This is a genomic window from Marimonas lutisalis (assembly GCF_005434965.1).
GTDB classification, from domain to species: Bacteria; Pseudomonadota; Alphaproteobacteria; order Rhodobacterales; family Rhodobacteraceae; genus Marimonas_A; species Marimonas_A lutisalis.
On the sequence record NZ_SKCI01000005.1, the window covers coordinates 37,814 to 60,890 of the forward strand.

The 23,077-nt window shown below is 65.2% G+C and carries 25 protein-coding genes and 1 riboswitch; of the genes, 16 read left to right on the forward strand and 9 right to left on the reverse strand.

Annotated features, from left to right (window positions below; translation table 11 throughout):
- Positions 1–78 precede the first annotated feature (78 nt).
- On the reverse strand, positions 79–960 hold the full coding sequence (locus E0501_RS18590) for a glycosyltransferase family 2 protein (RefSeq protein ID WP_407943471.1): 882 nt from the start codon (positions 958–960) through the stop codon (positions 79–81).
- A gap of 98 nt (positions 961–1,058) precedes the next feature.
- On the opposite strand from E0501_RS18590, the gene miaB reads away from it, so the two are divergent.
- From miaB to E0501_RS21715, 5 genes are all read left to right on the forward strand, one after another.
- Positions 1,059–2,378, forward strand: a complete 1,320-nt coding sequence (gene miaB / locus E0501_RS18595) for a tRNA (N6-isopentenyl adenosine(37)-C2)-methylthiotransferase MiaB (protein WP_137702916.1) — start codon at positions 1,059–1,061, stop codon at positions 2,376–2,378.
- Positions 2,379–2,662: 284 nt separating this feature from the next.
- Entirely contained in the window at positions 2,663–3,199 is a 537-nt protein-coding gene (locus tag E0501_RS18600) for an OmpA family protein (RefSeq protein ID WP_235857911.1), read from the forward strand.
- A gap of 90 nt (positions 3,200–3,289) precedes the next feature.
- Positions 3,290–3,571, forward strand: coding sequence for a hypothetical protein (locus E0501_RS18605; RefSeq protein WP_235857916.1), 282 nt, complete (start codon positions 3,290–3,292; stop codon positions 3,569–3,571).
- Positions 3,572–3,720: 149 nt separating this feature from the next.
- Positions 3,721–4,737: a PhoH family protein gene (locus E0501_RS18610; protein WP_137702919.1), complete on the forward strand. Its 1,017-nt coding sequence runs from the start codon at positions 3,721–3,723 to the stop codon at positions 4,735–4,737.
- A 187-nt stretch (positions 4,738–4,924) separates the two neighbouring features.
- On the forward strand, positions 4,925–6,853 hold the full coding sequence (locus E0501_RS21715) for a PIG-L family deacetylase (protein ID WP_137702920.1): 1,929 nt from the start codon (positions 4,925–4,927) through the stop codon (positions 6,851–6,853).
- Positions 6,854–6,874: 21 nt separating this feature from the next.
- Here E0501_RS21715 and E0501_RS18620 read toward each other — a convergent pair whose 3' ends face one another.
- Complete coding sequence (locus E0501_RS18620) at positions 6,875–7,528, reverse strand: Fe2+-dependent dioxygenase (protein WP_161594661.1); 654 nt, start codon at positions 7,526–7,528, stop codon at positions 6,875–6,877.
- Between the two features lie 4 nt (positions 7,529–7,532).
- Positions 7,533–8,303 carry a hypothetical protein gene (locus tag E0501_RS18625; RefSeq protein WP_137702922.1) on the reverse strand — a complete coding sequence of 257 codons (771 nt, stop codon included), beginning with the start codon at positions 8,301–8,303 and terminating at the stop codon, positions 7,533–7,535.
- 142 nt (positions 8,304–8,445) lie between these two features.
- On the opposite strand from E0501_RS18625, the gene ybeY reads away from it, so the two are divergent.
- The 5 genes from ybeY to E0501_RS18650 all read left to right on the forward strand — a co-directional run bounded on the left by ybeY (position 8,446) and on the right by E0501_RS18650 (position 13,400).
- Positions 8,446–8,931 (forward strand): rRNA maturation RNase YbeY, encoded by a 486-nt coding sequence (gene ybeY / locus E0501_RS18630; RefSeq protein ID WP_137702923.1) that lies wholly within the window; start codon positions 8,446–8,448, stop codon positions 8,929–8,931.
- Between the two features lie 32 nt (positions 8,932–8,963).
- On the forward strand, positions 8,964–9,860 hold the full coding sequence (locus E0501_RS18635) for a hemolysin family protein (protein ID WP_137702924.1): 897 nt from the start codon (positions 8,964–8,966) through the stop codon (positions 9,858–9,860).
- Positions 9,853–11,379, forward strand: a complete 1,527-nt coding sequence (gene lnt / locus E0501_RS18640) for an apolipoprotein N-acyltransferase (RefSeq protein ID WP_137702925.1) — start codon at positions 9,853–9,855, stop codon at positions 11,377–11,379. Before E0501_RS18635 ends, lnt begins: the two co-directional genes overlap by 8 nt.
- 40 nt (positions 11,380–11,419) lie before the next feature.
- Positions 11,420–11,469: riboswitch (SAM-SAH riboswitch) on the forward strand.
- 6 nt (positions 11,470–11,475) lie between these two features.
- On the forward strand, positions 11,476–12,642 hold the full coding sequence (gene metK / locus E0501_RS18645; RefSeq protein ID WP_137702926.1) for a methionine adenosyltransferase: 1,167 nt from the start codon (positions 11,476–11,478) through the stop codon (positions 12,640–12,642).
- Between the two features lie 128 nt (positions 12,643–12,770).
- A complete protein-coding gene (locus tag E0501_RS18650) occupies positions 12,771–13,400 on the forward strand; it encodes a glutathione S-transferase family protein (protein WP_137702927.1) in 630 nt (209 codons plus the stop codon).
- Between the two features lie 193 nt (positions 13,401–13,593).
- Here the strand turns inward: E0501_RS18650 and E0501_RS18655 are convergent, their stop codons facing one another.
- On the reverse strand, positions 13,594–14,028 hold the full coding sequence (locus E0501_RS18655) for a DoxX family protein (RefSeq protein ID WP_137702928.1): 435 nt from the start codon (positions 14,026–14,028) through the stop codon (positions 13,594–13,596).
- Positions 14,029–14,321: 293 nt separating this feature from the next.
- On the opposite strand from E0501_RS18655, the gene trmB reads away from it, so the two are divergent.
- Positions 14,322–15,035 carry a tRNA (guanine(46)-N(7))-methyltransferase TrmB gene (gene trmB, locus E0501_RS18660; RefSeq protein ID WP_137702929.1) on the forward strand — a complete coding sequence of 238 codons (714 nt, stop codon included), beginning with the start codon at positions 14,322–14,324 and terminating at the stop codon, positions 15,033–15,035.
- 49 nt (positions 15,036–15,084) lie between these two features.
- Here trmB and E0501_RS18665 read toward each other — a convergent pair whose 3' ends face one another.
- Genes E0501_RS18665 through fabA form a run of 3 tightly spaced genes read right to left on the reverse strand, consistent with a single transcriptional unit; the run spans position 15,085 to position 17,635 of the window.
- Complete coding sequence (locus tag E0501_RS18665; RefSeq protein ID WP_137702930.1) at positions 15,085–15,873, reverse strand: enoyl-ACP reductase FabI; 789 nt, start codon at positions 15,871–15,873, stop codon at positions 15,085–15,087.
- 4 nt (positions 15,874–15,877) lie between these two features.
- A complete protein-coding gene (gene fabB / locus E0501_RS18670) occupies positions 15,878–17,107 on the reverse strand; it encodes a beta-ketoacyl-ACP synthase I (RefSeq protein ID WP_137702931.1) in 1,230 nt (409 codons plus the stop codon).
- A gap of 18 nt (positions 17,108–17,125) precedes the next feature.
- Positions 17,126–17,635 carry a bifunctional 3-hydroxydecanoyl-ACP dehydratase/trans-2-decenoyl-ACP isomerase gene (fabA, locus tag E0501_RS18675; RefSeq protein WP_137702932.1) on the reverse strand — a complete coding sequence of 170 codons (510 nt, stop codon included), beginning with the start codon at positions 17,633–17,635 and terminating at the stop codon, positions 17,126–17,128.
- Between the two features lie 165 nt (positions 17,636–17,800).
- On the opposite strand from fabA, the gene irr reads away from it, so the two are divergent.
- Both irr and E0501_RS18685 read left to right on the forward strand, forming a co-directional pair.
- Entirely contained in the window at positions 17,801–18,226 is a 426-nt protein-coding gene (irr, locus tag E0501_RS18680; RefSeq protein ID WP_137702933.1) for a Fur family transcriptional regulator Irr, read from the forward strand.
- A gap of 64 nt (positions 18,227–18,290) precedes the next feature.
- On the forward strand, positions 18,291–19,283 hold the full coding sequence (locus E0501_RS18685) for an NADPH:quinone reductase (RefSeq protein ID WP_137702934.1): 993 nt from the start codon (positions 18,291–18,293) through the stop codon (positions 19,281–19,283).
- A 6-nt stretch (positions 19,284–19,289) separates the two neighbouring features.
- Here E0501_RS18685 and E0501_RS18690 read toward each other — a convergent pair whose 3' ends face one another.
- The gene (locus tag E0501_RS18690; RefSeq protein WP_137702935.1) at positions 19,290–19,889 is read right to left on the reverse strand and encodes a hypothetical protein; all 600 of its coding nucleotides are present in this window, start codon (positions 19,887–19,889) and stop codon (positions 19,290–19,292) included.
- Between the two features lie 64 nt (positions 19,890–19,953).
- On the reverse strand, positions 19,954–20,382 hold the full coding sequence (locus E0501_RS18695; RefSeq protein ID WP_137702936.1) for an FKBP-type peptidyl-prolyl cis-trans isomerase: 429 nt from the start codon (positions 20,380–20,382) through the stop codon (positions 19,954–19,956).
- A 170-nt stretch (positions 20,383–20,552) separates the two neighbouring features.
- Here E0501_RS18695 and E0501_RS18700 point away from each other — a divergent pair, with 170 nt between their 5' ends.
- The 3 genes from E0501_RS18700 to E0501_RS18710 are packed head-to-tail and all read left to right on the forward strand — an operon-like array spanning position 20,553 to position 23,030.
- A complete protein-coding gene (locus tag E0501_RS18700) occupies positions 20,553–21,263 on the forward strand; it encodes a haloacid dehalogenase type II (protein ID WP_137702937.1) in 711 nt (236 codons plus the stop codon).
- Positions 21,241–22,059, forward strand: a complete 819-nt coding sequence (locus E0501_RS18705) for an alpha/beta fold hydrolase (protein ID WP_137702938.1) — start codon at positions 21,241–21,243, stop codon at positions 22,057–22,059. The genes E0501_RS18700 and E0501_RS18705 overlap by 23 nt, the downstream gene beginning before the upstream one ends.
- Positions 22,056–23,030, forward strand: coding sequence for a threonine ammonia-lyase (locus E0501_RS18710; protein ID WP_137702939.1), 975 nt, complete (start codon positions 22,056–22,058; stop codon positions 23,028–23,030). Before E0501_RS18705 ends, E0501_RS18710 begins: the two co-directional genes overlap by 4 nt.
- The last annotated feature ends 47 nt before the right edge of the window (positions 23,031–23,077 follow it).

Here is a 23,077-nt window from a genome sequence, read left to right on the forward strand (position 1 = left end):
GCCCAAGTGGGGGCCAGCCCCCACACCCCCGGGATATTTGCGGCAAGATGAAGGGGCAGGCGCGCGCCTATGCCGGCGTCAGAACCACTGCCCGGGCTCCATCAGCCCCAGGTCCAGAAGCTGGCGCGAATGCCATTCGAAAGGCGTGGAATTGTGCCAGCGGAACGTGTCGATATCGAAGGTCGAGCCGGGATTGCGTTTCAGCGCCTTCGCGGTGCGGAAGGATGCGATCGCGGCGGTCAGGTTGTTGTGCCAGAGACAGGCATAGGTGTTGTATTCCTCGTCACTGAAGGTGTGATCGCCGCGCAGCTTCAGCCCCGGCCTGGCCTTGAACAGCGCGATGCGGTCGATCTTGCGGCGCGGCGCGGGGATATGCTCTTCGTAGCGCCAGCGCAGGCCGCCGAAGAAATCCAGCTGCCGCTCCTTGGGGTGGTTGTCGTTGTTCGGATCGGGCCGCGCCAATGCGTAATAGCCCGACTTGTCCAGATAGGCGGTGTCCAGCGACACTGCTTCGGGGAACTGCGCCAGGTCGCCGGCGTAAAGGTCGATCACGAAGGCCAGCATCGCGTCGCGCCGTTCCTCGGCGTGAAAGGCCAGCATCTCGCCCACCGTGCGGGTCTCGCAGAAGGGGTAGAACAGGTATTCCGCGTTGTAGCAGTAGTAGAACCAGCGCTCCGGCGCGGCCTTGATCACCGCGTTCACCGCCGTTTCCAGCGCCCCTTCGGCGGTCAGGTCATGACGCACCCGGTGCACGCTGCGCACCAGGTCGGGCGGCAGGGCGAAACTGTCGGGCATGAAACCCACCACCGCCTTGAACCCCAACTGCTGGTGATGGCGCAGCGTGGTATCGAGCTCGGTCTCGTCCTCGGCAAAGATCAGCGCCACCGGACCATTGGGCAGGCCCGGCAGGCCACGGGTCACGAAGTCCTTCACCCCGGCATAGAGTTTCTGCTGCGTCATGTCGTTCATGTGGCGCAGAATCGGTTAAATCCGGGTGCATTGCAAGACACCCCCGACCTGATGTACTCAGACGCCCTGATCTGCCGCGCGAGGATGCCATGACCGCTCCGAAAAAGCTTTTTATAAAGACCTATGGCTGCCAGATGAACGTCTATGACAGCGAGCGCATGGCCGAGGCCATGGGCGGTGCGGGCTATGAACAGGTGGGCCGGCCCGAAGAGGCGGACATGATCCTGCTTAATACCTGCCATATCCGCGAGAAGGCGGCCGAGAAGGTCTATTCCGAGCTGGGCCGGTTCAAGGGGCTGAAGGCCGAAAAGCCCGACCTGAAGATCGGCGTGGCCGGCTGCGTCGCGCAGGCCGAGGGCGAAGAGATCATGCGCCGCCAGCCGCTGGTCGACCTGGTGGTCGGTCCACAGGCCTATCACCGCCTGCCCGAGATGGAGGCGCGGGCGCGCGCCGGCGAAAAGGCGCTCGATACCGACATGCCCGAGGAAGACAAGTTCGAGCATCTCAAATCGCGCCCCAAGGCGCGCCGCGGCCCGACCGCCTTCCTGACCGTGCAGGAAGGCTGCGACAAGTTCTGCGCCTTCTGCGTCGTGCCCTATACCCGCGGCGCCGAAGTGTCGCGCCCGGTCGATCGGGTGCTGGCCGAGGCGCGTGACCTGGTGGAGCGCGGCGTGCGCGAGATCACGCTGCTGGGGCAGAACGTCAACGCCTATCACGGCGCGGGCGCCGATGGCGACTGGAGTCTGGCGCGGCTGATCTGGGCCCTGAACGACATCGACGGGCTGGAACGCATCCGCTTCACCACCTCGCATCCCAACGACATGAGCGACGACCTGATCGCCGCACATGGCGACTGCGCAAAGCTGATGCCCTACCTGCATCTGCCGGTGCAATCGGGCAGCGACCGGATCCTGAAGCGGATGAACCGCAGCCACACGCGCGACAGCTATCTTCGGCTGATCGAACGGATCCGCGCCGCGCGGCCCGATATCCTGATCTCGGGCGATTTCATCGTCGGCTTCCCCGAAGAGACGGATGCCGATTTCGCCGACACGATAGACCTGATCCGCCAGGTCGGATACGGACAAGCCTTTTCGTTCAAGTATTCCACCCGCCCCGGCACCCCCGCGGCCGAGCGCGCGCAGGTAGATCCGCAGCTGGCCGATGCCCGCCTGCAGGAGCTTCAAGCGCTGATCACCGAGCAGCAGCGCGCCCGCCAGGACGCGATGGTAGGCCAGACGGTGGGTGTCCTGTTCGAAAAACCCGGCCGCCTGCCCGGCCAGATGGTCGGCAAGTCCGACCACCTGCACGCCCTGCATGTCGATGACTGCCCCGCCGGGGTGGGCGAACTGCGCCAGGTGAGAATCGTTTCCAGCGGCCCGAATTCGCTCGCCGGTGTGCTGGCCTGAGCAGGCCGGGCCGCGTCCACACCCATCGCGCTCCTACCCATCGCGCATAAGCATAAATAGCGTTCTGTCGTCGCGTGACCGCAATATCGGGTGGAATCACCTTCACATGAGGACAGAAGGTGCTAGAGTGGCGGCACAATTCGTATGGGCCATGCGGTGGCTGCCAACTCTGCGGGCTTGGTTAGGGGTAACATAATCAGGGGACAGTAGCTGCGGCGAATACGATTTCCAAAACAGTTAATACGTTCGCGAGCGGCCTTGCTGCCGCCGCTCTCGGCGTTGTTTTGTCGGTAAGTGGTGCACAGGCACAGCAAGCCGGCAACGAAGAGGAACCGGTCAGAAATGCCGAGGGCGTTGTGATCGGGGAACGCTATGCACCGACGATCTGGGTCGATCCGGACGGGTGCGAGCATTGGGTGATGGATGACGGTTTCGAGGGGTACATGACCCCGCACGTGAACCGCCAGGGTATCCCGGTCTGCCGCCGCAGCAACGTGTGCGGCGTGATGGACTCGGACCAGTATTTCGCCACCAACAGCGCGCGGATCAGCAGCGCCGGCCAGGCCCGCCTGCGCGAGTTTTTCGCGAAAACCGGCGCCACGGCCTATGTGATCGCCGGCCATACCGACAGCCGTGCGTCCGATCAGTACAACATGCGTCTTTCGCTGCGCCGCGCCAATGCCGTGGCGCGCGTGGCCAAGAGCACCGGCGCCCGCGTGGTCGATGTCCGCGGCTATGGTGAGCGGATGCCCGCGGCACCCAACAATACCGCCGCCGGCATGGCCAAGAACCGTCGTGTTGAAATCATCTGTATCCGGTAAGGGAGCGCCATCATGAAACTGTTTACCCAAGCTGCGCTTCTGACCGGCGCCTTCTTCTTGTCGGCCTTCTTGTCGGCCTGCTCCGAAAGCATGATCGCCGCCCTGTCGGGCAAAGGCGGTGGCGGCCGTGTGAAAACCGACAAGACCTTCGACTATGGTCAGGGGGCGGAAGAAGAGCACCTCTCGAACCTCGTCGCCGGGATCTGGGTCGATCCCAACGGCTGTGACCACTGGATCATCGACGACGGGATCGAGGGCTATCTTTCGCAGCGGCTCGACAAATACGGCAAGCCGGTCTGCTCGGGCGTGGCGCCGCCGAACACCGCCGTGGGCGCGCACAAGGGCGACCAGACGATCTCGGACCCGCTCTGATCAAGGTGAGCGTGTGCACAAATATCAGCCGCGGAGCTCCTGCTCCGCGGCTGTTTTCGTTTCAGATGGATGACATTTTCACCCTGGCCCTTGCACCTGCCGCGCAGGCTTGGCACCATTTCACTGCAGACCTCAGAATGGAGAGTTGATTGGCCACCACCGTGCTGCCCCCACCCGCCGATGACCCCGAAGCCCTGCGCGAGCACCTGCTCGAATTTCCCGACAACCGGTTGCTGATCGAACTATGTGGCGAGTATGACCGCAACCTTGCCGAGATCGAACAGAAGCTCGGCGTGCAGATCCTGCGCCGCGGCAACCAGCTTGTCATCATCGGCGACGATGCCTCGGCGGGCGAGGCGGTCAATGTCCTGACCACACTATACGAACGGCTGGAATCGGGCCGCAGCGTCGAATCCGGCGATGTCGACCGAGAGCTTCGAATGGACAGCACCGGCGGCTCTTATGCCGGCGATCAGCTTGAAATGTTCCGTGGCGGCCGGGTCGAGATCAAGACTCGCAAGAAAACCGTCGAACCGCGCACCGACGCGCAGAAATCCTATGTCGAGAACCTGTTTCAGAACGAGCTGGCCTTCGGCATCGGTCCGGCCGGCACGGGCAAGACATATCTTGCCGTCGCCGTCGGCGTGAACCTCTTCGTCGATGGCCATGTCGATCGCATCATCCTGTCGCGCCCCGCCGTCGAGGCAGGCGAGAAACTGGGCTACTTGCCCGGCGATATGAAGGAAAAGGTCGATCCCTACATGCAGCCGCTCTATGACGCGCTGAATGATTTCCTGCCCGGCAAGCAGCTGGCCAAGCTGATCGAGGAGAAGCGCATCGAGATCGCGCCGCTGGCGTTCATGCGCGGGCGCACGCTGTCGAATGCCTTCGTGGTGCTGGACGAGGCGCAGAACGCCACCACCATGCAGATGAAGATGTTTCTCACCCGGCTGGGAGAAGGCTCGCGTATGGTGATCACCGGCGACCGCTCCCAGGTCGACCTGCCCCGCGGTGTGCCCTCGGGCCTCTCGGATGCCGAGACGCTGCTCAAGAAGATCGACGGGATCAGCTTCAACTACTTCACCTCGAAGGACGTCGTGCGCCACCCGCTCGTCGCCCGCATCATCGAGGCCTACGACGCCGCCGATCCCGCAAAACAGGGCTGACCCCAAGGTCGAAGATGCACGTCACGCGCATGAATTCCGGCGACATCGACCCGCTCCGCGGCCCCTGAACAGAGTGTTTCCGGATCGGAAACAAAAAAAACGTTGCTCTGTCGTCAGGACCGCTATGATGGTCGGGTAGCGTAATCGGTGACGTTTCTGCGTTTGCCAGGGTCTGGGGGACTTGTTTATGCCGATCATTGAAACCGGCGGTGCGTTGAGCATCGTCGCGCATCAGGATGATGATATCCTGTTCATGAATCCGGATATCGTCGACAGTATCGAGGCCGGAATTTCCAACACCACCGTTTTCGTCACCGCCGGCGATGCCGGCCTGGGCGAAGCCTACTGGGCCGGCCGCGAAGAGGGCGCCAAGGCCGCCTACTCGGTCATGGCGGGCTCGGACCAGTGGATTGACGAAACGCTCATCCTCGATATCGGCGGTCGCGAGATCGAGATCGCGACATCCTCGCTCGCCGATGATCCCGGCATCCGCCTCTATTTCCTGCGCCTGCCTGATGGCGGCGGCCTGCTCGCGCCTGAGGAGTATGAACAGCTCGCCCGGCTGGAAGCCGGCACATTGGACAGCGTCACCAGCATCGACGGCGCCAACACCTATTCACGCGATGACCTCGTCAACACGCTGACCGGGCTGATGGACCTGCACGCGCCCACCGAATTCCGCCTGCAGGTGGCCGATGGCGGCTATGCCACGGGCGAACATACCGATCACGTCAACACCACCGAATTCGCCGAAGAGGCGCTGGCCGCCCATGCCGGGCAGGACTACACCGTCACCCATTACGTCCAGTATCAATCCAGCAATCTGGCCGCGAACCTTTCCGAGACCGACGCCGCGCAAGCGCTCGAAATCATGCTGGCCTATGCCGAACACGATCCGGCGGTGCTCGATGGTACTGGCGCGCTGGCGCAGGTCTATGTCGACTGGACGGCGCGGCAATACATTGCAGACGAATACACCGTGATCGACGGCATCGGTGGTCCGGCCGATCCCTCCGACCCCGGCGACCCGGTCGATCCGACCGGCCCCGCCGATCCCCCCGCCGAGGGCACCCTCTACAGCCTTGGCGGCCCCGATGCGTTTCTCTTCACCATCGACCCGGCCACCGGCCAGATTTCCACGCAGGACTGGTTCACCCCCTCGCTCGATGACGCATGGGACCAGGACGAGGATCATATCTACGAACTCACCCGCACCGCCACACCCGCCGATGGCAGCCCCCCGGTCAGCGAGAACCTGCGCTTAAGCACCACCGCCGAGGGCGAACTGACCGCGCTGACCGACGCATCGGATGGCAACGGCTCTTCCGATCCGGCCGATCCCACGGAGCCAACGGAGCCGACAGACCCCACTGGCCCGACCGATCCGACCGACCCGACAGATCCCCCCGCCGATCCCCCTGCCGAGGGCACGACCTACAGCCTCGCCGGCCCCGATGCGTTCCTATTCACCGTCGACGCGACCACGGGCGCAGTCGCTCCGCAAGACTGGTTCACCCCGTCGCTTGACGACGCCTGGGACCAGAACGAGGATTTCGTCTACGAAGTCACCCGCATCTCCGACGCCGGCGATGGCAGCGATCCGGTCAGCGAAGATCTGTGGTTCGGCACGACCGCCGAAGGCGAATTGATCGCCCTCTCCCCAGGCGGCGTCACCACCACGGATCCAACCGACACGACAGACCCGACGGACCCCACCGACGCGACAGACCCGACGGACCTCACCGATCCAACGGACCCAGCGGACCCGGGCACGGGCGCCACGGTCTACAGCCTCACCGGCCCCGACGCGCAGCTCTTCGTGATCGACGCCACGACCGGAGAGATCACCCTGCAGGACTGGTTCACCCCCAGCTATGACGATGCCTGGGACCAGAACGAAGACCATGTCTATGAAGTCACCCGCGTGGCCACCGCCCCCGACGGCTCGGAACAAAGCGAAGCCCTGTTCTACCAGGTCGCACCCGACGATACCTTCGCACCGCTGCCCGGCGGTGAAGAACTGATGGCGATGCTCGCGCTCGAAGACGACGCGGCCCAGCCCGCTCCCGAGGACGATCTCGCCGCCGAGGACCTTCTGCTCGACCCAGTCGCCTGAGCGCCCCGCACCCGCGCCGCATCAGGTGACCCACATCCGCAGCAGGTTCGACCGCGCCTTGGAAATCCGCTGCACCTGGTCTGCATCGCCCGCCGCCTCGGCCCCGGCCAGCGCCTGCCACAGGTCAAAGAGCACCTCGCGCTGGCCCGCATCGCGCACCCAGCTGGTGATCCACCCGACCACGACCAGCCGCGCGCCGCGCGTCACCGGCTCGACCCGGTGCAGCGTGGTGGACGGATAAACCACCATCTCGCCTTGCCCCAGTTTGAACTGGCGCTCCTCCACCCGGTCGGCGATCGTCAGCGCGCCGCCGTCGTAACTCCCGGGCTCGGACAAAAACAGTGTGAACGAGACATCCGTGCGTCTGCCCGCCATCAGCGCGTTATCGACATGATCGCCATACTGCCCGCCGCCCTCGGTGCGGGTCACCATCATCCCGGCGAACCCCTTGGGATAGGCCACCGCCTGCAGCACCGGATGGGCCAGCATCGCGGCCTTCACCTTGTCCAGCACGGCGTTCGTCTCGGGGCCGGGCTTGCCCTGTTGGTTGTCCTTCACTGCCCGGGCCGTGCGCCCGGCGGTTTTCGCGCCGTCCTCGAACGGCAACGCGGCCGCCGCGTCATGCAGCACCCTCGCCTCCACTGCGCTCACCACATCACTCAGCACGATCGGCATCGGCTCACTCCTGCCTGAGCGCGATGATCTCGATCCACCCCGCCGCGACATCCAGAAGGGACGCATCCTTCGCTGCTTCCTCGGCAGTCAGCCCGGGATAAAGCGCCTCGATCCCGTCGAGTTGCCCCAGCACGTCCCTGCCCGCCTGCGCCAGCACGGCATCGCCGCTTTCGGCCATGGCCTGCGCCCGGCTGCGCGCGCTCTCGTAGAATCCCCAGCTGTCGCGATATTCCATGCCCATCTCGACACGGCCTTCTTCGACCCCGCCTTCATATTCGGCGGCGGCCAGCTTCATCAGGTCATGCAAGGACATCAGCCGTTCGCGCGGGCTGGCCCCGGCCGCGTCGGCCGTGGCGCGCAGGGCCTCCAGCACCGCGCTCAGCGCTTTCTCGATCTCGGCATCCGGGGCATCCTCGTTCACCACCGTATTGAAATGCGCGGCCTGCCCGGCAAAGCCCGGTGCCTTGTAGGTATCAAGCGCCGGTTCGATATCCTCGTAGAAGGCATGGTGCGACAGCTCCATGTGCTCGCGCGCCAGATCGCGCGCGCCGCCCAGGTAAAGCCCCGCGATGATCCGGTAGGTGCCCTCGAAATAGCCCAGCTGCGTCAGGAAGTTCGACGGCCCCTCACTCAGCACCACGCCGGCTTCCCCGGCCTCGCCCGCCTCTCCGGCCTCGCTCGCCAGCGCCGCCTTGGGCGCCGTGATCGCCGCGGCCATCGGGCTGACCAGCGCCAGGCCCGCCGCCGTGGCCGCCGCCCATTTGCGCGGACTCACACGCCTTGGGGTGTCATTCTTCGCGCGATCCGGCATGCCATTCTCCATTATCTGATTTTTTCTATCAGGTATTTGCAAATCCGCCCCAGGTCAACCGCATTTTCGCTGTTCCTGTCCAGCGGAACCGGTTACATGCCCGCCCATGACAATCGACGTGATCATGGAAGACGACCGCTGGCAACAGATCGGGCTTGATGCGTTGGCGCTTCGCGCCGCCAATGCCACGCTGGCGCATCTCGGCCTTGATCCGCAGGCGGCCGAGGCCTGCCTGATGGCCTGCGATGATACCCGCATCGCCACGCTCAACGCCGATTTCCGCGGCAAACCGCAGCCCACCAACGTGCTCAGCTGGCCCGCGGAAGAACGCGGCGCCGAGGAGGATGGCGACACGCCCCTGCCGCCCTCGGACCCGGAACTGGGCGACATCGCCATCGCCTGGGAAACCTGTGCGCGGGAAGCCGCCGACCAGGGCAAGCCGATGGCCGATCATGTCACCCACCTGATCGTTCACGGGTTGTTGCATTTGCTGGGCTACGATCACCAGCGTGACCGCGATGTCACCCTGATGGAGGCGCTCGAGGTGGAGATACTTGGCAAACTGGGGCTTCCTGACCCATATAGGGAATGACAGGGGCCGGTGCCCCGCAGGACAAGGTAAGTATGGGCGACAGTAACGAGGGGTCTTCTAACGCGGCGCAAAGCGCGCCGCAGGACCCGACAGACCAGCAAGACAACGCATCAGGCGGGTTCTTCCGCCGCATCATCAGCGCGCTCAGCCCCTCGGACGAGGATGCGCCCGGTCTGGAAGAGGCCCCGCGCCCGGCCGAAATGGCCATGCCCGGCATGCTCAACCTGCGCCGCATGGCGGTCGAGGACGTGATGATCCCCAAGGCCGAGATCGTCGCCGTGCCCTCGACCATCACCAAGACCGACCTGGTCGAGGTGTTCCGCAACAGCGGCCTGACGCGCCTGCCGGTCTACCAGGACACGCTGGACACGCCCATTGGCATGGTCCACCTCAAGGATTTCGCGCTTCAGCACGGTTTCAACGGCACCACCAAGAACCGTTTCAATCTCAAGAAGATGCTGCGCCCGCTGCTCTACGTGCCCACCTCGATGCCGATCGGCGTGCTCCTGTCGAAGATGCAGACCGAGCGGCGCCACCTGGCGCTGGTGATCGACGAATATGGCGGCGTCGACGGGCTGGTCACGATCGAGGACCTGATCGAACAGGTCATCGGCGAGATCGAAGACGAGCACGACCAGGAAGAAGACCAGTATTTCACCCGAGAAAAGCCGGGCGTCTACCTGGCCCAGGCCAAGACCCCGCTCGAGGATTTCGAGGCCGAGATCGGCCAGCCCCTGACCGAGCCCGAGGATATCGACGAAGAAGAGATCGACACGCTGGGCGGTCTGGTCTTCATGCTGTCTGGCCGCGTGCCGGTGCGTGGCGAGGTGGTCGAACATCCCAACGGGACCGAGTTCGAGGTGATCGACGCCGACCCGCGCCGGATCAAGCGGCTGCGCGTCCGCCTGCCCGGCCACGGCGATGGCTGAGCCGGGCCAGAGCCCCATCGAGAGATTCGAGTTTCGCGCCGCGCGGCTGTTCCTGCGCCGGCTGATGGCGCTGACCGCGCTCGCAGGCGGGCTCGCCGCGCTTGGCCACGCGCCCTTCAATCTCTGGCCGGTGGCGCTCCTGGGGCTTTCCGGGCTCTTCGCCATGTTCCGCGTGGGCCACACAGCGGCACGTGCCTTCTGGATCGGCTGGGCCGGCGGCACCGGCTATTTCGCCGTGGCGCTCTTTTGGATCGTCGAGCCCTTCTTCGTCGATTTCGCCCGCCATGGCTGGATGGCGCCCTTCGCCCTGGTATTTCTGTCCGGCGGGCTCGCGCTTTTCTGGGGCGTCGCCTTCTGGGCGGCGCGGCGCGCGGGCGGCCGGCCGCTGGCCTGGATCGCCGCGCTCACGCTTGCCGAAATTCTGCGCTCCTACGTGCTCACCGGCTTTCCCTGGGCGCTTCTGGGCTATGCCTGGGCCGCCAGCCCCGCCGCCATCTACGCCGCCTACATCGGCCCGCACGGGCTGACCGCCGCCGCGCTGGCCGTGGCGGTCACGCTCTGGCGCCTTCTCACCCCCGCCCGCCTGCGCGCGCTGCCCATGCTCGGGCTCTACGCGTTGCTCCTCGCCGCGGCCATTCCGCTCGGCCGCCCGGCCAGCCCGCCCGCGGATGCCCCCGTCATCCGCCTGGTGCAGCCCAACGCCCCCCAGCACCAGAAATGGGACCCCGCTCATATCAACGGCTTCTTCGAACGCCAGCTGCGCTTTACCGCGGCCGCACCCGAAGGACCCGCGCCCGATCTCGTCGTCTGGCCCGAAACCGCGATCCCCTGGTTTCTCGACAACGCGGGCGAGCCGCTGCGCATGATCTCGCAGGCCGCAGGCGGCACGCCCGTGGTGCTGGGCCTGCGCCGGCTTGACGGGCCGCGCCTCTACAATTCGCTCGTCGTGCTCGACCCCGCGGGTCAGGTCCGCGCGCTTTATGACAAGCACCATCTCGTACCCTTCGGGGAATACATCCCGATGGGCAATATCGCGGCCCAGATGGGCATTCATGGCCTCGCCACCAACGAAGGCTACGGCTATTCCTCGGGCCCCGGTCCGCGGCTCGTGTCGCTGCCGGGCATCGGCCGCGCCCTGCCGCTCATCTGCTACGAAGCCGTCTTTCCCCAGGGTGTGGGCGCCGCCCCGGCCCGCCCCCGCGTCCTGCTGCAGATCACCAACGACGCCTGGTTCGGCCAGTTCTCGGGGCCTTACCAGCACCTGCAACAGGCCCGCATGCGCGCCATCGAACAGGGCCTGCCGATGCTGCGCGTCGCCAATACCGGCGTTTCGGCGATGATCGGCCCGCGCGGCTCCGTTTCCGCCCGGCTGGCGCTTGGCACGGCCGGCTATACCGATGCCGCCCTGCCGCCCGTGCTGCCGCCCACGCCCTATGCCCGCACCGGCGACGCGCCCATCGCCCTCCTCATGCTGCTGGCGCTCGGCCTGGCCTGGTGGCGCCGGGCGCCCGCGAAATAGCCATTGACCCGGGCCACGCCCCCGCGTAACCAGTTGTGACCTCCCGGCACAACGGCTTCCTGGCGTGTCGGGCTAACACCTAATGGAGCACTTCTCATGGCCCGTCAGAACTATGTTTTCACCTCGGAATCCGTGTCCGAGGGTCACCCCGACAAGGTGTGCGACCGCATTTCCGATGCCGTCCTCGATGCCTTCCTCAAGGCCGATCCGCTGGCCCGTGTCGCCTGCGAAACCTTCGCAACCACCGATCGCGTCGTCATCGGCGGCGAAGTCCGCGGCCCCGGCAGCGTGATCAAACGGGTCGAAGAGATCGCCCGCGACTGCGTGCGTGACATCGGCTACGAGCAGGAAGGTTTCCACTGGGCCAACCTCAAGGTCGACAGCTATCTGCATGCCCAGTCCGCCGACATCGCCCAGGGCGTGGATGCCGCCGACAACAAGGACGAAGGCGCCGGCGACCAGGGCATCATGTTCGGCTATGCCGTCGATGAAACGCCCCAGCTGATGCCCGCGCCCATCCAGTATGCCCACGCCATCCTGCGCCGCCTCGCCGAGGTGCGCAAATCCGGGCGTGAACCGAAACTGGGCCCGGACGCGAAATCGCAACTCACCGTGCGCTATGTAGATGGCAAGCCCGTCGGCGTCACCTCGATCGTTCTCTCCACCCAGCACCTCGATCCCGATCTTTCCTCGGATGACGTGCGCGAAATCGTGGCCCCCTATATCCGCGAAGTCCTGCCCGAGGGCTGGATCGGCGCCGACACCGAATGGCACGTGAACCCCACCGGCAAGTTCGTCATCGGCGGGCCGGATGGCGACGCCGGCCTGACCGGCCGCAAGATCATCGTCGATACCTATGGCGGCGCGGCGCCCCACGGCGGCGGCGCGTTTTCCGGCAAGGACCCGACCAAGGTCGACCGCTCGGCCGCTTATGCCGCGCGCTATCTCGCGAAAAACGTCGTGGCCGCCGGGCTCGCCAGCCGCTGCACGCTGCAGCTCGCCTATGCCATCGGCGTGTCGAAACCGCTCTCCATCTATGTCGACACCCACGGCACCGGCCAGGTCGCCGACGAGGCGATCGAAAAGGCCGTGGGCCAGGCAATGGATCTCACCCCGCGCGGTATCCGCGAGAAGCTCGGCCTGAACAAGCCGATCTACCAGCGCACCGCCGCCTATGGCCATTTCGGCCGCGAGCCGGATGCCGACGGTGGTTTCAGCTGGGAAAAGACCGACCTGGTCGAGGCGCTGAAAAAGGCCGTCTGATCCGAAAAAACCTACAACAAGGCCCCGCCCCGCCCGGCGGGGCCTTTTTCATGCCCGCCGCCGCAACGTCCTGCTGGCATATAGGCCCGGACCCGGCCAGACTTGCGCACAACAGGAAAGGCCAGCCCATGCTCTTTTATGATTGCGCCACCGCCCCCAGCCCCCGCCGCGCCCGCATGTTCATCGCCGAAAAGGGATTGCAGATCGACACCCGCCAGATCTCGATCGCCGAGGGCGAACAGCTCTCGGCGGACTTCCTCGCCGTGAACCCGCGCGCCACCGTGCCGGTTCTGGTCACCGACGAAGGCACCACGCTTACCGAAAACGTCGCCATCGCCACCTATCTCGAAGCCCGCTTTCCCGAACCGCCGCTGATGGGCCGCAACGCCGATGAAAAGGGCCTTGTCGCGATGTGGAACGCGATTTCGGAACACCAGGGCGGCATGGCCGTGGCCGAGGCGCTGCGCAATTCCCATCCCGCGATGAAGGACCGTGCCCTGCCCGGCCCGCTCAACCTGCCGCAGATCCCCGAACTGGCCCAGCGCGGCCATGCCCGCGTCGCCGCCTTCTTCAACCTCGTCGAAGAGCGCCTGGGCCACAGCCGCCACCTCGCCGGCGACAATTTCACCCTCGCCGACATCACCGCCTTCGTCTTCATCGATTTCGCCCGCGTGATCCGCGCCCGCATCCCCGAAGGCAACAACGACACCCGCGCCTGGTTCGACAGCATCGCCGCCCGCCCCTCGGCCAGCCTCTGAACGGCGCTCTTCCCCGCTCTTTCTTGGCCGAAATACTCAAAACCCCACGTCCACCATCGGCCCGGCGCCCAAAACCGCGCCCCCGCCCCCTCAGGCAAACGGGGTGGGTGGGCGGGCGTTTGCCCGAGGGGGCGGGCCAAACGCAAAAGGCCCCGCCGAACGGGCAGGGCCTTCGCTGGATTTCCCGGGGGAATTACTCCGCCGGCACCGTCGCGCGGCTTTCCCCACGATCCAGCGCAAACGCCCCGGCGCCCAGGCTCACGATCATCAGCATGCCGCCGGCGATGCTCACGTTCTTCCAGAAGCTGATCATCTGCATCTGCGCTTCCATGCCCTCCAGGCCCAGCGCCGGCAGGTAGTGGAAGATCAACCCCGACAGCAGGGTAAAGCCCGCCAGAAGGAAGGCCACGATCCGCGTCTGCCATCCCAGCAGCAGCGCAATGCCGCCGCCCAGTTCGGTCAGGATCACCAGCGGCAAGAGGCCACCCGGCACGCCCATCATTTCCATATAGCCCTGGGTGCCTTCATAGCCGGTGATCTTCTGCGCCCCGGCAATGATGAAGATCAGCGCGAGGAGCACGCGCCCCAGCGGCGCGGCCCAGGTTTGTGCGGTTTTAAGAGTATCCATGTCTTTCGTCCTGTTCACGTTGCAATCGGCCCGTCTCGCGGGCGGCTGCCTAACACCTGGGCCATCCGCCCCATTCGCACCATTCCAAATTTTTCGAATACTAATGTGCGCAAACGCACAAAACTCCGCACGCTGCGTTAATGACTTTTCGGTTAACGAATGCCGCGTTGCGGCGGTGCACGGATGTCAGCCGGATGTCAGCCGCAAGTCACCCCCCGCTTTTCCGCCAACCGCGCGCCGTTAACCCCACCGCGCGCTTGCGCCCCGCGCGCCCCGGCGCTAGGACGCGGGCCATGAGCAAAGCCAATCACAACTCGGGCGCGCCGTGGCGCAATTTCTATGGCCGGATCAAGGGCAAGGGCCTGCGCAAGTCGCAGGAGGCCTATCTGGAAGAAGACCTTGAAAAACTCTCGCCCGGCCCTGTCGGATGGGATGTGAACCCCGATCGCAACCCGTTGGATTTGAACGCTCTTTTCGGCGGGCGCGAGGTCTGGCTCGAAGTCGGATTCGGCGGCGGTGAACACCTCGTTCACCAGGCAACCATCCACCCCGAGGTCGGTATCATCGGGGCCGAGCCTTATATCAACGGCGTGGCCATGCTCCTGGGCAAGATCCGCGAAGCCGGCTGCGATAATGTCCGCATCCACCCCGGCGACGCGCGCGATCTCTTCGATGTGCTGCCCGAGGGCTCGATCTCCCGCGCCTTCCTTCTCTATCCCGATCCCTGGCCCAAGAAAAAGCACCACCGCCGTCGCTTCGTGACCCCGGAACACCTTGAACCGCTTGTGAAAATTCTCAAACCCGGGGCGATCTTCCGGGTTGCCACCGACATCCCCGATTATGTCCGCCAGACGCTCGAACAGGTGCCGCGACACGGCTTTGACTGGCTGGCCGAGCGCCCGGCCGACTGGCGCGAGCCCTGGGATGACTGGATTTCCACGCGCTATGAACAAAAGGCCCTGCGAGAAGGCCGCACGCCGCACTACCTGACCTTCCGCAAACGCTGAACGCGCGGTTAAGGACTCGTTGGCAAAGCTGCGATAAACCTTGCGCGGATTACAGGTTTTCCGCCTGCGGCATCCCCAGCACGTGATAGCCGCCATCGACGCGAATGATCTCGCCACTGGTATAGGCGCCCTCGTCCGAGGCCAGGTAGACCGCCGTGCCGCCCACCGCTTCCAGCGTCGCGTTGCTGCGCAGCGGCGCGTTCTGCTCGGTATGCTTGAAGGTCTTGCGCGCCCCGCCGATCGCGGCACCGGCCAGCGTCTTCATCGGGCCGGGGCTGATCGCGTTTACGCGGATGCCCTGCGGTCCCAGGTCGTTGGCCAGGTAACGCACCGTCGCCTCCAGCGCCGCCTTGGCCACGCCCATCACGTTGTAATTCGGCACAACCCGGTTCGACCCCTGGTAGGTCAGCGTCAGAATGGTGCCGCCCTCGGTCATCATCGGCTCGGCCCGGCGCGCCACCTCGATCAGCGAATAACAGGAAATATCCAATGAATTCTTGAAGTTATCCCGCGAGGTATTGAGGAAGCGACCGGTCAGTTCGGACTTGTCGGAATAGGCGATCGCATGCACAAGGAAATCCATCCGGTCCCAGCGCTCCGCCAGCCCGGCAAAGGCCGCATCAAGCGATGCATCGTCGGTCACGTCCACATCGACCATGAAATCCGAGCCCAGCGATTCCGCCAGCGGCTGTACCCGCTTGCCAAAGGCCTCGCCCTGGTAGGTAAAGGCTAGTTCGGCCCCCTCGTCGGCCAGCGCCTTGGCGATCCCCCAGGCGATCGAGCGATCATTGGCGACCCCCATGATCAGCCCGCGCTTGCCCTTCATCCGGTCGCCCATGGCGTTACCCCCTGAATTTCGACAGGATCATCGACCCGTTCGTACCACCGAACCCGAACGAGTTCGTCATCACTGAATCAAGCCCGGCATTCTCCACCAGCGCGGTCGCGATTTCGCCCGCGTTGATCGCCGGGTCGAGCGTGTCGACATTGATCGACGGGATGATGAAATCATGCTCCAGCGCCAGCAGACAATAGATTGCCTCCTGCGCCCCCGTCGCGCCCTGGCTGTGGCCCGTCATCGACTTGGTCGAGCTGATCGGCGGCGTGCTGCCTTCACCGAACACCCGCCGCACCGCTTCCACTTCGCCCACGTCGCCCACCGGGGTCGAGGTGCCGTGTGCGTTGATATAACTCACTTTTCTGTCTTCCGGCAGCGACTCGAGCGCCAGCCGCATCGCGCGCTCGCCGCCCTCGCCGCTGGGCGCCACCATGTCGTGGCCATCCGATGTCGCGGCAAAACCGGTGACCTCGGCATAGATCTTCGCGCCACGCGCCTGCGCGTGTTCCAGGTCCTCCAGCACGACAATCCCGCCGCCACCGGAGATGACGAACCCGTCGCGATCGGAATCGAAGGCGCGGCTCGCCTTCTCGGGGGTATCGTTGTATTTCGAAGACATCGCGCCCATCGCGTCAAACAGGCACGACAAGGTCCAGTCGAGCTCTTCCCCGCCCCCGGCAAACATCACGTCCTGTTTGCCCAGCATTATCTGCTCGGCTGCATTGCCGATGCAGTGCAGGCTCGTGGAACAGGCCGAGGTGATCGAATAGTTGATCCCCTTGATCTTGTAGGCCGTGGCCAGGTTGGCCGAGATCGTCGAGCTCATGCATTTCGGCACTGCGAACGGCCCGATCCGCTTGGTCCCGCCGGATTTCAGAACCGTCTGATGCGCCGCGAACATCGCGCTGGTCGACGGCCCACCCGAGCCCGCCACCAGGCCGGTGCGCGGATTGACGATATCGCTTTCCTCAAGCCCGGCATCGGCAATCGCCTGGCCCATCGCGATATGCGCATAGGCGGCACCCGGTCCCATGAACCGCAGCGTGCGCTTGTCCACGTGCTCGCTCACATCCAGGTCGACGGCACCGGCAACCTGGCTGCGGAACCCGTGTTCCTTCATCGCCTCGTTGGCGGTGATCCCCGATTTGCCGGTTTTCAGCGAGGCCAGAACCTCTTCGGCATTGTTCCCGATGCTGGAAACGATCCCCAGACCGGTGACGACAACACGGCGCATCTGCACCCTCCCCTTGGCTCAGCTCTCGGACAGAGCGACCTTCATATCCTTGACTTCATAGATCACCTCGCCGTCGGCCTCGACGATGCCGTCGGCCACGCCCATGGTCAGGCGGCGGGTCTGCACGGCCTTGGTGAAATCCACCTTGTAGGTCAGCATCTTGCGGTCCGGCCGCACCATGCCTTTCAGCTTCACCTCGCCCACGCCCAGCGCATAGCCCCGGCCGGTCCAGCCACGCCAGCCCAGGTTGAACCCGGTCAGCTGCCACAGACCATCAAGACCAAGGCAGCCGGGCATGATAGGGTTGCCGGGAAAGTGGCATTCGAAGAACCACAGATCGGGCGTGATATCGAATTCAGCCAACACGTGGCCTTTGCCATGCGCGCCGCCATCGGCCGAAATGTCGGTGATCCGGTCCATCATCAGCATCGGCGGTTCGGGCAGCTGTGCGTTGCCCGGCCCGAAAAGCTCGCCTCGGGCGCATTTCAAAAGGTCTTCTTTCGTGAAGCTGCTCGGGTATTGCGACATGCTGGATATGGTCCTTTTCGGCCTCTTGTCTGCCAAAACCCTGTAACACCGTGCCAAAGGGTCCTGCAAGGCCGCCCTTGTCGCGCCGAAAACGATTTTCATTTGAAACATGGGGGGCTTGGCCCTTATATTCTCTGGAAACACAGGAAACGCGACGAAAACACCATGGCACAGATTACCAATACCGCCGGAAAACGTGGCAGCGCATGGCTGGCCGAGGGCGGGCTGCGCCCGACCCGTCAGCGCGTCGCGCTGGCCTCGCTTCTCGTGGGCGACGGAATGCACCGTCATGTCACCGCCGAAAGCCTCTATGACGCCGTGCAGAAATCCGGCGAAAAGGTTTCGCTGGCCACCGTCTACAATACGCTGCGCGCTTTCTGCGACGCCGGGCTGATGAGCGAGATCACGGTGGATGGTACGAAATCCTATTTCGACACCAACACCACCGAGCACCCGCATTTCTTCTGGGAAGAAACCGGCGAGCTGACCGACGCCTCGGACGAGCGGATGCTGATCACCAACCTGCCCGATGCCCCCGCTGGAGCCGAAATCGCCTCGGTTGACGTGGTGATCCGCCTGCGCCGGACCTGAGCCATCTTGCATAATCGCTGAATTGTCGCTCTCTTGGCCGCACCACGCCAAGGAGGGAACAATCATGCGCGCCATCACCTACACGAAATTCGGCCCCGCCGACGCGGTTCTGGCCCTGCGCGACATGCCCACGCCCAACCCGGCGGCGGGCGAGGTTCTGGTCCGGCTCAGCCGGTCGGGCGTGAACCCTTCGGACGTCAAAGCGCGCGCCGGGTCGCGCCCTGGCGTGACCGAGCCTCCCTATCCGCTGATCATCCCCCATTCCGACGGTGCCGGCGTGATCGAGGCCGTGGGCACCGGCGTCGATCCGATGCGCGTGGGCCAGCGCGTCTGGGTCTGGAACGGTCAGTGGCAGCGCCCGCATGGCACCGCCGCAAGCCATATCGTGCTGCCCGCCAGCCACGCCGTTCCCCTGCCCGACGGTGTCAGCTTCGATACCGGTGCGACGCTTGGCATTCCGGCTCTGACCGCGGCGCAAACCGTGTTTGGCGGCGGCGAGATCAAGGGCAAAACCCTGCTGGTGTCGGGCGGCGGCGGCTCGGTCGGGCACCTGGCGATCCAGCTGGCGGTCTGGGGCGGGGCCAAGGTGATCGCCACGGTAGGCTCGGGCCGTTCGGGCGATGATGCCCGCGCCGCCGGCGCCACAAGCGTCGTCGATTACCATTCGCCCTCCCTGGTCGAGGATATCCTGGCCGCCAATGACGGCCAGCCGATCGACCGCGCGGTGGAATGCGAGTTCGGCCCGAATGCCGACACGCTGGCCCAGGTCATGGCGCCGCTCTCGACGATTGCCGCCTACGGCTCGGCCGGAAACATGTCGCCCACCTTTCCCTTTGGCCCGATGCTGTTCAAGGCGCTCAAGATCGACATCACGCTGATCTACATCCTGCCCCCGCACGAGCGTGCCGAGATGATCCGCCTCATCCACAAGGCGCTGGATGAAGGCGCGCTGAATTCGCGTGTTCACGCCGTCTATCCGCTCGATCAATGCGCCGAGGCGCACAAGGCGGTCGAGGCGGCGGGCCGCCACGGTGCGATCCTGCTCGACTGCGACTAGCGCGGCCTACCTCTCGGGCGTTTCATCCAGCGTCTGAACGCGTTCGCGCGAGGCTTCGAGCCCGTCCGCATAGGCTTCGGCATCGCCGTAATCGATGAAGAGCGGGTAATGCGGATGCGGCGCGCCCATGCGGCCCGCATGCTTGATCGGGCACCAATAGGCCTCGGTCCGGCCGGCCACTTCGCGCACCCAGGAAATGACGCCGTTGGCATAGCCGCAATAGACGCAGTTCAGCTTCTGCAACCCGTTCAGATATTGCAGCTTGTGCCGGTCGATCCGGACATGATCGCGGCGCCGCACCTTGGGGATGCCATAGACCGGGAAACAGACCGCCTGGTAGATCGCGACGAACAGGTCCAGCAACACCAGGGGAACAATCAGCGCATAGATCACCGGCGCGGTCAGAACCACCATCGGCCGCGTCGCGCGCAGAAACTCCCATAACTTGATCCGCAGCTTGCGATGCTGCCGGCGAACCTCGTCCTCGAAGACAACGCGATCATTCTCGAGGCGATAGCGAAAGGCCTCGCCCTTGCGGGCGATTTCCTCTTCCAGCTCGTCCTGGAGATCGCGAATGCGGGTGATCAGATTTTCGATGGCTGACATGGGGCGGCCCTCCGGTTGCCACCCCAGCCTAGCATGAGCTGCCGCCGCGCGGCAGCCCCATGGCTCAGCCGATCGAAACCAGCTCGACGTCGAAGATCAGGTCCTTGCCCGCCAGCGGGTGGTTGGCATCCAGCACGACATGCGTGTCGGTGATCTCGTGGATGGTCAGGGTCATCACCTGGCCCTGCTCGTTATGGGCATGCACCTGGATGCCCACCTCCATCGGGATCTCGTCGGGGATTTCCTCGCGCGGGACGGCGCGGCGTGCTTCCTCGTGCACCGGGCCATAGGCCTGGTCGCTCGACACTTCCACGCGGCGCTTTTCGCCCACTGCCATGCCTTCCATGGCGCTGTCCAGCCCCGGGATGATCTGCCCGGATCCCACGGTGAATTCCAGCGGATCGCGGCCCTCGCTCGAATCGAACACGCTGCCATCGTTCAGTGTTCCGGTGTAGTGGATACGGACGGTATCGCCCTGTTTGACCTGGCTCATTTCGGCTCCTTTCCGTCCGTTCGGCGAACGTTTCCTCAGATAAATGAGTTCCGACCGTAACGGCCGTGTCCGGTGATTGCAAACAGGCCCCCCGCGACAATCCCGCACGTTTTTCGCTTTTCCCCTGCCCGCGCCCATGTCACCCTGTGCGCCGCAAGGGAGACGTAACGATGCCCATCACCACCGCCGTGTTCGATGCCTATGGCACGCTCTTCGATGTCACCGCCGCCGCCCGCGAAGCCGCGGGAGAACCCGGGCGCGAGGCGCTGGCCGACACATGGCCGCAACTGGCCGCGCATTGGCGCACGAAACAGCTGCAATACACCTGGCTGCGCGCGGTGACCGGCGATCACACCGATTTCTGGACCGTCACGCAGGATGGGCTTGACTGGGCGCTCGAGGCCACGGGCCTTGCCGGAGATGCCGATCTGCGCGCCGGCCTGCTGCAGCTTTACTGGGAGCTTTCGGCCTACCCGGAGGTGCCCGCCATGCTGGCGCGGCTCAAGGAGATGGGCCTGTCTACCGCAATTCTGTCGAACGGCTCGCCCGACATGCTCGCCGGGGCGGTGCAATCGGCCGGCATCGGCGATCTGCTCGACGATGTGCTGTCGGTCGAAAGCGTCGGCATCTTCAAACCTGCCCCGGCGGTCTATGATCTTGTCGGCCAGCGCTTCGGCTGCGAAAGATCTGACGTGCTCTTCGTCTCTTCCAACGGCTGGGATGCCGCCTGCGGTGCGGCCTATGGTTTCGTCACCGCCTGGGTCAACCGCGCGGGCGAGCCGATGGATCGCCTGCCGGGCCAGCCCCAGCACGAGCTTTCCGATCTCACCACCATCCCGCAAATCGCAGACCCGAACTATGGCAAGCTTCACAACCTCTGATGGCATCAAGCTGCACTACACCGACGAAGGCGCTGGCACGCCCATCCTCTGCCTGTCAGGCCTCACCCGGGAGGGGCGCGATTTCGATTTCGTCGCGCCGCACCTGTCGAAGGTGCGCCTGATCCGGCTCGATTATCGCGGCCGGGGCCGCTCGGACTGGGCCGATCCCGCCACCTACACGCCCGCGGTCGAGGCGCGCGACGCGCTTGAACTGCTCGACCATCTCGTGATCGACAAGGCCGCCATCCTCGGCACGTCGCGCGGGGGGATCATCGCGATGGTGTTGGCCGCCACGGCGCATGACCACCTGCTTGGCGTCGCGCTCAACGATGTCGGACCCGAGCTTGACCCAAAGGGGCTGGAAACCATCCTCACCTATATCGGCCGCAACCCGTCACACAAAACCCTCGCCGACCTGCTCAAGGTCTGGCCCGACGTGATCCGCGGTTTCGCCAACGTGCCCGAAACCCGCTACCGCGAGGAAATCGCCCGGCTATACGATGAAACGCCTGACGGCCTGCGCATCACATACGACCCGAAACTGCGCGATGCCGTGCTCGCCTCCGCGTCCGAGCCCGCCCCCGATCTCTGGCCGCTGTTCGATGCGCTGGCCGGCCTGCCGCTGGCCGTCATTCGCGGGGCGAATTCCGATATCCTGATGGAAAGCACCCTAGCCGAGATGCGCCGCCGCCGTCCCGACATGATCGTGGCCGAAGTCCCCGACCGCGGCCATATCCCCTATCTCGACGAGGCGGAAAGCCTCGCCGCCCTTCGTGAATGGATTGAACGCCTATGAATATCGAGATGATCCGCGCCGCCGCCGCGCGGCTTGAGGGCCATGTGCGCCGCACGCCCCTTCTGAGTTCACCCTTTCTGGACGAGATCGCGGGGCGCCGGCTCTTCGTGAAGGCCGAATGCCTGCAGCATACCGGCAGTTTCAAGTTCCGTGGCGGCTGGTCCGCGGTCTCCGCGCTCGATCCCGAGACCCGCGCGAAGGGCGTGATCGCCTTTTCCAGCGGCAACCACGCGCAAGGCGTGGCCCATGCCGCCACGCTGCACGGCGTACCATCGGTCATCATCATGCCCGAAGACGCGCCAAAGCTGAAAATCGACAACACCCGCGCACTCGGCGCCGAGGTGGTGCTGTATGACCGCGTCAACGAAGACCGCGATGCCATCGGCGCACGGCTGGCCCGGGAACGCGGCCTGACCCTCATCAAGCCTTTCGACGAACCCCAGGTCATCGCCGGCCAGGGCACCTGCGGCCTGGAAATCGCGCAGCAAGCGGCCGAGGAAGGCATCGCGCAGGCCGACGTGCTGGTCTGCTGCGGCGGTGGCGGTCTCACCTCGGGCATCGCGCTCGCGCTCGAAGCCGACGCCCCGGGCCTGCGCGCTCGCCCCTGCGAGCCCGAAGGCTTCGACGATACCGCCCGCTCGCTCGCCTCGGGCCGGCGCGAACGCAACGCGGCCATGTCGGGGTCGATCTGCGATGCCATCGTCACGCCCAGCCCGGGCGAACTGACCTTCCCGATCATGCAGCGCCTCTGCGGCCCAGGCCTCGCCGTGACCGAAGACGAGGTCCTGCGCGCGATGGCGCTGGCCTTCCTGCGGCTAAAGATCGTCGTCGAACCGGGCGGCGCCGTGGCGCTGGCCTCCGCGCTCTTCCATGGTGACGAGATCGAAGGCGACACGGTGATTGCCGTCACCACGGGCGGCAATGTCGATCCGGGCCTCTACCAGCGCGCCCTCGCGACACTGCCGGGCTGATCCCCGAATTTTCGCAGAAAATTCGCGCCCGCGGGCCGGTTGACACC